The sequence below is a fragment of the Streptomyces sp. NPDC059900 genome (assembly GCF_050270335.1).
Taxonomy (GTDB): Bacteria; Actinomycetota; Actinomycetes; order Streptomycetales; family Streptomycetaceae; genus Streptomyces.
Window position 1 is genome coordinate 1 of sequence record NZ_JBNNJZ010000252.1, and the last position, 11438, is coordinate 11438.

The window sequence follows — 11438 nt, forward strand, 5'->3', positions numbered from 1 at the left end:
GGCCCGACGGCATCTACACCGCGCCCACCGACGACGCCCTCAAGTTCGACCTGCAAAAGCACAAGGACCTCGGCTTCAACATGGTCCGCAAGCACATCAAGGTGGAACCGCAGCGCTGGTTCTACTGGGCCGACCGGCTCGGCCTGCTGGTGTGGCAGGACATGCCCGCGATGGACACCCGCACGCCGGACTCGGCCGCCCGCACCCAGTGGGAGGCGGAGTACGACCAGATCATCGACGAGCACCGCAGCTCCCCCTCGCTCGTGATGTGGGCGAACCAGAACGAGGGCTGGGGCCAGTACGACCAGGCCCGCATCGCCGACAAGGTAAAGGCGGCCGACCCTTCGCGCCTGGTCAACAACATGAGCGGCATCAACTGCTGCGGCTCGGTCGACGGCGGCAACGGCGACGTGATCGACAACCACGTCTATGTGGGCCCGGGGGTGACCAAACCGTCCTCGACCCGCGCCGCCGTCCTCGGCGAGTTCGGCGGCCTCGGGCTGCGGGTACCGGGTCACGAGTGGTCGCCGGGCAACGGCTTCTCGTACGAGGACCAGGCCGACGCCGCTCACCTGAACAACCGCTTCATCGGTCTGATCGACGCGCTGCGGCTTCAGCAGATGCCGGCCGGTCTTTCGGGGTCGGTCTACACCGAGATCACCGACGTCGAGAACGAGGTCAACGGCCTGCTGACGTACGACCGCCAGGTAGTCAAGGTCGACGCGGCGCGGGTCAAGGCGGCGAACCAGGCCCTGATCAACGCGTCGAAGAGCCCGCCGGCGCCGACGACGCTGCCCACCGGCCTCAAATCGCTGCGGGTGACCACCCCCGGCTACACCGACCGCTACCTCCGGCACAAGGACGCCCTCGCGTACACGGAGGTCGTCAACAGCACCAGCAGCGACCTGCTCAAGAACGACGCCACCTGGCGGATCGTGCCCGGTCTTGCCGACAGTTCCTGCTACTCCTTCGAGTCGCGCAACTACCCCGGCGAGTACCTGCGCCACCGCGAGTTCCGGGTACACCGGGAGGCCGGTGACGGCTCGGCGCTGTTCCGCGAGGACGCCACGTTCTGCGCGGTGCCGGGGCAGGGCGGTGTCCGTCTGATGGCCCAGAACTACCCGGGCCAGTATCTGCGCCACTACAACGCCGAGGTGTACCTCGCCGTGCCCGGCGGGTCCCGCGCCGCGGACAACCCGGGCAGCTTCGTCGAGGACACCACCTGGGCCGTGGAGGCACCCTGGGTGTCCTGATCCGCGCCGCCCGTCAGCTGCACACAGGGCGCCCGAACGGTCTTGTGCCCGTTCGGGCGCCCCAGCAGTTCCGGGCCGATCCGGTCACGGGCCGCAGCCCGGTCGCCGTCCGGCCCTACCCAGCGCGATCCGGGCTCCTCCGGGCTGCGAGAATGCGCGCGACGGCAGCCTCATCACTCAAGGAGGGGAAGCGTGGCCGACACCAGCGAGACCCGACCCGCGGACAACGCAGCGCACGCGACTCAGCAGAGCCGGCTGCGCCGCCTGATGCGCTACCTCCCCCTGATCGCCCCCGTCCTGCTGTGGACCGTGCCCTGCTGGCTGCTGCTGCACGCCGGACAGCACTGGCCGCTCCCCGTCGCCCTTGGCGGCACCGCCCTGTTCGTCCTCGGCCTGATCGGCATGCCGCTCGCGATGATGCGCGGCCACGGCAAGCGGCAGCAGGACCGTGCGGCGATCCTCGGGGACAGCCTCCTCGGCATCAGCTGGGTCCTGTTCACCTGGTCCGTCGTGCTCGGCGTCCTGCTGCGGATCGCCCTGACCGTGGCAGGCGTCGGCGACGGCCAGGACCGGGCCCGGATCGTCACCTGGGCGATCCTCGGCACCGCCGCCGCGCTGCTCGCCTGGGGATACGCCGAGGCCCGCCGGGTGCCCCGGGTGCGCCGCCTGGATGTGCAACTGCCGCGCCTGGGCGCCGGGTTGGACGGAACCCGCGTCGCCCTCATCACCGACACCCACTACGGGCCGCTCGACCGCGCCCGCTGGTCGGCACGGGTCTGCGAGACGGTGAACACCCTGGAGGCCGACCTGGTCTGCCACACCGGCGACATCGCGGACGGCACGGCCGAACGCCGCCGCGCCCAGGCCGCACCGCTGGGCACCGTGCGGGCCACGCGGGCCCGGGTCTACGTCACCGGCAACCACGAGTACTACAGCGAGGCCCAGGGCTGGGTCGACCTGATGGACGAGCTGGGCTGGGAGCCGCTGCGCAACCGCCATCTGCTGCTCGAACGCGGCGGCGACACCCTCGTGGTCGCCGGTGTGGACGACGTCACCGCCGAGTCCTCGGGCCTGGCCGGCCACCGCGCCCACCTCGCCGGAGCGCTCGACGGAGCCGACCCCGGCCTGCCCGTCCTGCTCCTGGCCCACCAGCCCAAGTTCGTCGACCAGGCGGCGGCCGGCGGCGTCGACCTCCAGCTGTCCGGCCACACCCACGGCGGCCAGATCTGGCCCTTCCACCACCTGGTCCGCCTCGACCAGCCCGCCCTCGCGGGACTCAGCCGCCACGGTGCCCGCACGCTCCTCTACACCAGCCGCGGCACCGGCTTCTGGGGCCCGCCCTTCCGCGTCTTCGCCCCCAGCGAGATCACCCTGCTCGTGCTCCGCTCCCCCGAGCAGGTGCCCTCGCCGTAACCGCGCGGGCCCGGCAGGGCGACAGCGCCTACGGCGTGGCCGGCGCCGCGTTCGTCCACGCCGCGCGCAGCGCCTTCTTGTCCACCTTGCCGACCTTGGTCGTCGGCAACTGGCCGAGCAGGACCGTCTTGCGCGGCGCGTACAGCTCGCCCAGCTCCGCGGTCACCGCCGCGCCGACCGTGTCCGGGTCCACGTCGGCGTCCTCGGCCGTGGCCAGGAAGATCTGCACGGCCTCGCCGAACTCCTCGTCCGGCATGCCCAGGGCCGCCGCGTTGCGTACGCCGGGCAGCGTGAGCAGGAAGTCCTCGAGGACCCTGGAGTAGACGTTGTCGCTGGTGCTGCCGGTGACGATGATGTCCTTGGCCCGGTCGACGAGGTAGAGGTATCCTTCCGCGTCGAGATAGCCCAGGTCCCCGGTGCGCAGCCAGCCGTCGTGCAGCGCCTGCGCGGTGCGCTCGGGGTCCTCGTAGTAGCCGAGCATCACCACCTTGCCCCGGACGCACACCTCGCCGACCTGCCGTGCGGGCAGCGCCGCCGTGCTGTCCTCACCGCGGATCTCGATCTCGGTGTCCGATATCGCGCGACCGCAGCTGCGCCAGAGTTCGGGCCGCCGGGCACCCTGCGCGGCGAGGTCCTCCGCGCCGAACGCGGCGATGCCGAGCGCCTCCGACTGCCCGTAGCCCTGGCTGAGCACCGGTCCGAACACCTCGACGGCCTGTTGCAGCCGGCTGGGCGACGAGGCTGCTCCGCCGACGACGATCCGCCCCAGCGCGGGCAGAGCGCCCGGCACGCACTGCGGGTGGTCGAGCAGCGCGTACAGCATCGGCGGCACGAACATGGTGGCGGTGATCCGCTCCTCGCGCAGCACTTCGAGGGCCGCGCCCGCTTCGAACTCGGGCAGCACGACGAGGGCGGACCCGGTCACCAGAGCCTGGACCGACATGAGGTGGCCGCTGCCGTGCGTGAGCAGCGTGGCGGCGAGCACCCGCTCCGTTCCGGGGTTCACGGTCGGGAAGACCGTGTCGGCGGCGTCCTCTGCCAGGGCCACCAGTGCGTCGTAGAGCCGGTGGCTGTGCGCGGCCAGCTTGGGCCGGCCCAGGGTGCCGCCGGTGTAGAGCACGGTGACGGCTTCGTCCGCTCCGGGTGCGGGCACGCCTTCGGGGCGTACCTCCGGGCAGTCGGCCGCCAGGGCCAGGAGGTCGGCACACCGCTGCCCGCAGGGCCCCAGGCCGAGCAGCACGGGGGCGTGGACGCTGCGGCCCGCCGCGTCGGCGGCCCGCTCGGCGAAGAGCGGGTCGGTGACGACGGCGCGCACCCGGGACTGCTCGACCAGCGCGGCGAGCTCGCCGGGCCCCGGCTCGGGCGGCAGGAACACGACGCGGCAGCCGATGAGATGGACCGCGAGCTGCACCAGGACGGAGTCCACGCGATTGGCCAGGAACAGCCCCACTCCGTCGCCGGGTTCGAGCCCCTGGGCGCGCAGCGCGTGCCCCAGACGGAACAGCCGCCTCCGGGCCTCTGCCCGGGTCAGCCGCTGTGTGCCCTGGACGAGCGCCTCGGTGTCCTCGTCCTTGTGCCAGTGCTCCAGGACGTGGTCCACGTACGTCCGCGGCTCAGATGTTTGCTGTGACTTAATGATCATGGACACATGCAAACATGCCGCTTACGTGTCGGCGTCCCAGAGGGGGCGACTTCGGCCATCGTGCGGCGGAGTACCATGCCCCTGCCAACGACAGCGCCCCGCACCCGTGCCTGCGCACCGGTGCGGGGCACCCTGCCCATCCGGCGGGCGAGCCGGTCAGTGGACCTCGGCCTCGAACGTGCGCAGCAGGTCCGCGGCGACGCTTACCGCGATCGTCGCGGGTTCCTTGCCGGTGACGTCCGCGAGGCCGATCGGGGTCTTGATCCGGTCGATGGTCGCGTCGTCGTGGCCGCCCTCGGTGGAAAGGCGGTGGCGGAATCGCACCCACTTGGCCGCCGACCCGATCAGGCCGATGGAGCCGAGGTGGGAGGTGCGCAGGGCGGCGTCGCACAGGGCGGCGTCCTCGGCGTGGTCATGAGTCATGATCAGGACGTGGGTGCCGCGCGGCAGTTCCGCGAGGACCTCCTCGGGCAACAGCAGCGTGTGGTGCACGTGCACCTGCCCCACCGCGTCCGCGAGCACCCCGAGCCGCTCCTCGGTGAGGATGTCGGAGCGGGTGTCGACCAGATGGAGGTCCAGGTCCTGGCGGGCCAGGATGCGCGCCAGTTCGAGACCGACGTGCCCCACACCGAAGATCGCCACCGCCCGTACCACCGCGAGGGGTTCGAGCAGGACCGAGACCGTGCCGCCGCAGCACTGCACGCCGTGCTGGTTGACCACCTTGTCGTTCAGGGCGAAGTCGATCAGCTCCGGATCGGGCTTGGCCGCGGCGATCATCTCCCTGGCCCGGTCGATCGCGACGGCCTCGACGTTGCCGCCGCCGATCGAGCCCCAGGCCTCGCTCTCCCCCACCACGAGCTTCGCACCGGCGTCGCGCGGGGCGTGTCCGCGCACGGTCGCGACGGTCACGAGCACGCCGGGCTCCCGGCGTGCCCGCAACCGCGCGACCGCGGCGACCCACGTCATCTCAGGCACCGCTCAGGGTTTTTGCGCCGGCCCGGATCCCGCCGTCGGCGGCGGAGCCGTTGCGGGCGGACCCGTTGGCAGACCCGTGGGCAGACCCATTACGGGAAACGGCGGCCTCACGAGCCGACTGGATCGCCCAGTACACCGCCTCCGGTGTCGCGGGCGAGGCCAGCTCGACGCCGACCCCGCCGGGACCGAACGCGGCGGCGGCCTGCCGCAGGGCTTCCCGTACGCAGAAGGCCAGCATCAGCGGCGGCTCGCCCACCGCCTTGGACCCGTACACCGCGCCCTCTTCGGTGGCGTTCTCCATCAGCGTGACGTTGAACTCCTCGGGCATCTCCGAGAAGCTCGGCAGCTTGTAGGTGCTGGCGGCCTGGGTCAGGAGCCGGCCGCGGTTCGGCCCGTCGCCGGTGTCCCAGCGCAGGTCCTCCAGCGTCAGCCAGCCCGCGCCCTGTACGAAGCCGCCCTCGACCTGACCGATGTCGATCATCGGGGACAGGCTGTCGCCGACGTCGTGCACGATGTCCACCCGCCGGACGCGGTAGGCGCCGGTGAAGCCGTCCACCTCGACCTCGGCCGCGGCGGCCCCGATGGCGAAGTACTTGAACGGCGTGCCGCTGAACGACTTCGCGTCCCAGTGCAGGCCCTCGGTGCGGTAGAAACCGGCCGCCGACAGCTGCACCCGCTGGAAGTACGCGGTGCGCACCAGGTCGTCCCAGGCCAGCTCCTTGTCGCTGCCGAGGGTGCGGGCGACGCCGTCGACGATGCGCACATCGGCGCCGCTCGAACCCAGTTGGGTGGCGGCCACCTGAAGCAGCCGTTCGCGCAGCTGCTCGCAGGCGTTCTTCACCGCGGCGCCGTTGAGGTCCGCTCCCGAACTCGCCGCCGTGGCCGAGGTGTTGGGGACCTTGTCGGTACGGGTGGGGGCCAGGCGCACCTTGTGCAGCGGGATGCCCAGGGTGGTCGCGGCCACCTGAAGCATCTTGGTGTGCAGGCCCTGGCCCATCTCGGTGCCGCCGTGGTTGATCAGGACGGAGCCGTCCTTGTAGATCAGCACGAGCGCGCCGCCCTGGTTGAAGGCGGTGAGGTTGAACGAGATGCCGAACTTCACGCCGGTGATCGCAAGGGCCCGCTTGGTGTGCGGGTGCGCGGCGTTGAACGCGGCGATCTCGCGCTTGCGGTCGGCGAGTCCGCCGGTCTCCTTGACCTGTTCCCAGACGGCGGCGATCCGCTCGGGCTGCGAGACCGGTTGTCCGTAGGGCGTGTCCTGGCCCTGCCGGTAGAAGTTGCGCTCGCGCAGCTCCATCGGGTCCAGGCCGAGCAGCGGCGCGCACCGGCCCATGATGTCCTCGATCACCAGCATGCCCTGCGGTCCGCCGAAGCCGCGGAAGGCGGTGTTGGAGGCCTTGTGGGTCTGGGCGATGCGGCCGGCGACGCGGGCGTTGGGAATCCAGTACGTGTTGTCGATGTGGCACAGCGCGCGGGCCACCACCGGCTCGGACAGGTCCAGGCTCCAGCCGCCGTCGGCGGTCAGGGTGGCGTCCAGGGCCTGGATACGGCCGTCGGCGTCGAAGCCGATCTTCCACTGGGCGTGGAAGCCGTGGCGCTTGCCGGACATGGTCAGGTCCTGCGTGCGGTTGAGCCGCAGCCGCACCGGGCGGCCGGTCAGCTTGGCGCCGAGTGCGGCGATGGCCGCGAAGCCGTGCGGCTGCATCTCCTTGCCGCCGAAGCCGCCGCCCATCCGCAGGCACTGCACGGTCACCTCGTGACTGTGCAGGCCAAGGACGTGCGCGACGATCTCCTGGGTCTCGGACGGGTGCTGGGTGCTGCTCTGGACGAAGACCTGCTCGGACTCGTCGATGAGCGCGAGCGCCGCGTGTGTCTCCAGGTAGAAGTGTTCCTGGTCGGAGAACTGGAACTCGCCGGTGAACACGTGCGCGGAGTCGGCGAAGCCGGCCTCGACGTCACCGGTCAGCATCTGGGGCCGGGCGCCGTGGAAGCTCTCGGCGTCGATCGCGTCCTTCAGGGTGATCAGGGACGGCTGTTCGTCGAGTTCCACCTCGACGGCCGCCGCACCGAGCCGTGCCGCCTCCAGTGTCTCGGCGAGCACCCAGGCGACCGCGTGGCCGTGGAACATGACCACATCGGGGAAGAGCGGTTCGTCGTGCTTCATTCCCGCGTCGTTGACGCCGGGCACGTCGGCGCCGGTCAGGACGCGGACCACGCCCGGCACCTCGAGTGCGGGCCCGGTGCGCAGCGCGGTGATCCTGCCGTGGGCCTTGGCGGACTGGACCGGGTAGGCGTGCAGCACGTCCTTGGTGCGGTGGACCAGGTCGTCGGTGTAGAGCGCGGCGCCGGTGACGTGCAGGACGGCACTCTCGTGCGGCATGGACACCCCGACGACGGACTTCTCGGGGCGCTCGGACAAGTGGCTCATGACGTCACACCCTCGGTGGTCTGTGCGTGCAGCTTCAGCAGGCTCTGGCCGAGCATCGCGGAGCGGTAGTCGGCGCTGGCGCGGTGATCGTTCATGGGCGTGCCCTCGGCCCCCAGCACCCGGGCCGCCGCCTGAACAGTCTCCGCCGTCCATGCCTTGCCCTCAAGGGCCGCCTCGGTGGCCAGCGAGCGGATCGGCGTCGCGGCCACGCCGCCGAGGCCGATGCGCGCCTTGCGTACGACGCCGTCCTCGATGTCGAGCGCGAAGGCGACCGCGACGCTGGAGATGTCGTCGAAGCGCCGCTTGGCGATCTTGTGGAAGGCCACGACCGGCGACAGCGGCAGCGGGAAGCGCACCGCACGGATCAGTTCGCCGGGGCGGCGCACGCTCTGCCGGTAGCCGGTGAAGTAGTCCGCCAGCGGCACTTCGCGCTCGCCGTCGGCGTCGGCGAGCACCACCGACGCCTCCAGGGCGAGCAGCGCGGGCGGGCTGTCCCCGATGGGAGAGCCGGTTCCCAGGTTGCCGCCGAGGGTCGCGCCGTTGCGGATGAGCCGGGATGCGAACTGCGGGAACAGCTGGCCCAGCAGCGGGACTCGGCCGTCGAGGCGCCGCTCGATCTCGGTGAGCGTCAGCGCCGCCCCGATCTCGACGTGGTCGGATGCGACGCGCAGCTCGCGCAGTTCGGGCAGCCGGTCGACGGCGATCACGCAATCCGCCCTGCGGGAGCGGATGTTGACCTCCACGCCCCAGTCGGTGGAGCCTGCGACCACCACCGCGTCGGGCCGCTCACGCAGCAGCCGCAGCACTTCGGCCAGGGTGCCCGGCCGCAGGAACGCCTTGCCGTCCCTGGTGTAGTCGGTGGCGACCGGTGCGGGCGGGTCCTGCTCGCGACGCTGCGCGAGCAGGTCCTCGTCGGCGAGCGTTCCGACGGCGAACGCGGCGTCGCGGATGGGGCGATAGCCGGTACAGCGGCACAGGTTGCCGCTCAGCGCGTGGAGGTCGAAGCCGTTCGGACCGTGCTCGGCATCGGTGGCGTCGCTGTCGTCGGACGAGTCCGCGTGCGCGCAGCGGTCGGGCCGGTAGTACTCGGCCGCCATGCTGCAGATGAATCCCGGTGTGCAGTATCCGCACTGGGATCCGCCGCGGACCGCCATCTCCTGCTGCACCGGGTGCAGGGTGCTCGCCGTGCCGGGTTCACCGGGGGTGGCGAGACCTTCGGAGGGGACGCGCTCCAGACCCGGCGAGCGCCGCGGCCGGGACCAGGCAGGCGTTGACCGCCACCCAGTCGGTGGGCTTGTCCACGCCGGGCCGGGCCACCAGGACCGAGCAGGCGCCGCATTCGCCCTCGGCGCAGCCTTCCTTGGTGCCGGTGAGGCCACGCTCGCGCAGGAAGTCCAGCGCGGTGGTGTGGGACGCGGCCGGGGCGATCGGGGTGTCTTTTCCGTTGACGGTGATCCGCGCCGCTGTCATGACTGGCCTTCGTTTCCGTGCACGATCGGTCGATTCATCATGTTCGCCAATTTCAGGCAGCTTTCTGTGCTCATACGCGCCACACGAGGGAGACCAACGGGGCGCAGGACGGCACGCGGCAAGGGCGTGCCGGAAGAAAGTGAGGGAGTACCCGGGAGGTGCCACGGAGGGGCACCTCGATTACGGCGTGCTCAGGCGCCGTGCGCGATCCGACCCGGAACCCAGACCGTGCGCTGGGCGAGGCGACCAAGATCAGAGCTGGTGTTCATCCGCTGGGTCGCCCCCTTTCGGTAATGACAGGTCGATGGCCACCGAAAACTAGTGGCTGAAGCCACCGAGGTCAAGAGGTCACCCCTGCGCGGCCCGGCCCCTGACCGACTGCGACCGGCGATTCTGCCCGTGGTCACACGTGCCGGTGGAGCAGGCTGGCGCCGAGCGGAGTGATCTCGTGCAGCACGCTGTTGCCCTCGCGGGAGCTGACGACGAGGCCGGCGCGGCGCAGCACGGCGAGGTGCTGGCTGGCCGACGACAGGAGCAGACCGGAGCGGCGGGCGAGTTGGCTGGTGTTGCTCCGGCGGCACTGGCCCGCGGCCTGGAGCACCGCGGCGCGGCTGCACCCCACGAGGTCGGCGAGGGTGTCACCGGCGTCGTCCGCCGCCTCGGAGTCCCACGGTTCGTGGCCCAGGGGGTACACCAGGACCGGGACCTCGTCCCCCTGGCGTACCAGCGTCACCGGGTGGCAGCGGCAGAAGTAGGAGGGCACAAGGAGCAGGCCGCGACCGTCCAGGTGCAGATCGCGGTCGACCGGATAGTCGATGTCGAGACGGGGCGCGTGCCATCGCGCGGACGGGGACAGGTCGCGCAGCAGCGTCTCCACCCCGCCGGAGGACAGTAGCCGGCCGGCCCGTGCCCGTTCGCGTGCGGTGTGCGCCAGGATGCTGCCGAGGAACGGATGGATCGCGGCCCGCTGGTAGTCGCGCAGGGACTGGTCGAGCCGGGTGAGTGCCGGGCCGGTGCCCTGATGCAGATCGCGCGCCCACGGCGACAACCCGCCCTGTGCGGCGAGGAGTTCGAGGTCGCCGCGCAGCTCTTTCCTGCGGGTGCGCAGGACCGGCTCCACCGCTTCGGCCGGGCACAAGGTGGCGGTGTGCGGGGTGAGGAAGTCCGGGAAGTAGCCCTGCTGCGGGATGAGTTCGGCCAGCGCCCTGGCCCGGCCCGTCAGGTTCGGCCGTACCCGTCCGCGCCACCAGGTGCCCAGGAGTCCGGCGCAGCCCTCCCGGAGCCAGTGGGTGCTCAGGACGGTTTCCCACATCAGGGCAGGCCCGCTCGCCACCCGTGTCCGGGCCAGATCCGGCGCGGTGAAGTGCATGCGCAGCATGTGTCCCCCGATCACAGCTGTTTCTCCGGGCCGCACGGGCGGCAGAAGCCGTGCGGTCACGCAGGCGCCCCGGGGAGATGAGGTCGGTGCGGCTCTCTCCCCGGGGCGTGCCCCGCAGGCCGGTGGCCCTGCGGGCAGGTGGTGGGCTCTACCGCTTCTCGGGCGAGACGTAGCCGACGACGTCGCCGCGCTCGGTGTTGTGCCGGGCGCGCTGGTAGACGCCTTCCTTGCCGTTGCCGCTCGCCGTCTTCGTGGTGTTGCCCTCGATGGTCGTCAGCTTCTTCCCGCTGGTGCGGTACTTGGTGACGACACCGACATGGTCGATGTCCCAGCCGTTGTTGCCCAGGCTCGGCTTGCTGCCGTCCCAGTCGTAGAGCACCACGTCACCGGGCTTGGGGACGTAGGAACCGCGCTTGTGCCAGGTGCCGGTGCCGGCCTTGGCGGCCCGGTAGAAGGAGCCCGCCCACGGATCGGTTTTCTTGGTGTTGGCGCCCGACTTCTTCCAGACGTAGCGGGCGAAGTCGGCGCACCAGTTGTTGGAGCGCCACTTCACTCCGCCGGTCGAGGTGGAGCAGATGTTGTCGCCGCTGGTCTTCCAGTACCCGCTGTAGAAGTTGCAGTTCTTCGGCTTCTCGCGGTTGTGCTTCGGGTTGTTCTTCTCGATGGTCGCCGTCTTGACGATGTCGGCGCGCAGCGGGCCGGACGCGGCCGACGCGGTCGTGGTCAGCGACCCCGCGGCCAGGGCGCCGCCGGTGAGGGCGGAGGCCAGGAGCAGGACCGCCGGGCGGCGGACGGAGCTCCTCGTGATGCTGGACATGGTGCTGGAGGTGGTGCTGGACATCAGTGGTCCTTCCCCGTTGATTCCCCGTTGCGCCGGAG

At 71.3% G+C, this 11438-nt stretch carries 7 protein-coding genes and 1 pseudogene; 2 read left to right on the top strand and 6 right to left on the bottom strand.

The genetic code is table 11. The features are described 5' to 3' along the window. Both ACQKIP_RS27285 and ACQKIP_RS27290 read left to right on the top strand, forming a co-directional pair. Window positions 1–1253: AbfB domain-containing protein (locus ACQKIP_RS27285; protein ID WP_427744360.1), on the top strand; the 1253-nt coding region annotated here is incomplete at its 5' end. A 192-nt stretch (window positions 1254–1445) separates the two neighbouring features. Continuing rightward, a complete protein-coding gene (locus tag ACQKIP_RS27290; protein WP_365854563.1) occupies window positions 1446–2666 on the top strand; it encodes a metallophosphoesterase in 1221 nt (406 codons plus the stop codon). 28 nt (window positions 2667–2694) lie between these two features. Here ACQKIP_RS27290 and ACQKIP_RS27295 read toward each other — a convergent pair whose 3' ends face one another. The 6 genes and pseudogenes from ACQKIP_RS27295 to ACQKIP_RS27320 all read right to left on the bottom strand — a co-directional run. Then, on the bottom strand, window positions 2695–4308 hold the full coding sequence (locus ACQKIP_RS27295) for a class I adenylate-forming enzyme family protein (RefSeq protein WP_427744362.1): 1614 nt from the start codon (window positions 4306–4308) through the stop codon (window positions 2695–2697). Between the two features lie 156 nt (window positions 4309–4464). Continuing rightward, the gene (gene xdhC, locus ACQKIP_RS27300; protein ID WP_365854746.1) at window positions 4465–5274 is read right to left on the bottom strand and encodes a xanthine dehydrogenase accessory protein XdhC; all 810 of its coding nucleotides are present in this window, start codon (window positions 5272–5274) and stop codon (window positions 4465–4467) included. A 1-nt stretch (window position 5275) separates the two neighbouring features. Further along, window positions 5276–7711: a xanthine dehydrogenase molybdopterin binding subunit gene (xdhB, locus tag ACQKIP_RS27305; RefSeq protein ID WP_365854567.1), complete on the bottom strand. Its 2436-nt coding sequence runs from the start codon at window positions 7709–7711 to the stop codon at window positions 5276–5278. Continuing rightward, a pseudogene (locus ACQKIP_RS27310) lies at window positions 7708–9181 on the bottom strand (xanthine dehydrogenase small subunit). The gene xdhB and the pseudogene ACQKIP_RS27310 overlap by 4 nt, the downstream one beginning before the upstream one ends. A gap of 403 nt (window positions 9182–9584) precedes the next feature. Then, a complete protein-coding gene (locus ACQKIP_RS27315; protein ID WP_427744365.1) occupies window positions 9585–10574 on the bottom strand; it encodes an ArsR/SmtB family transcription factor in 990 nt (329 codons plus the stop codon). Window positions 10575–10707: 133 nt separating this feature from the next. Beyond that, window positions 10708–11438, bottom strand: a 731-nt coding sequence (locus ACQKIP_RS27320; RefSeq protein ID WP_427744367.1) for a CHAP domain-containing protein, incomplete at its 5' end; no start/stop codon positions are given.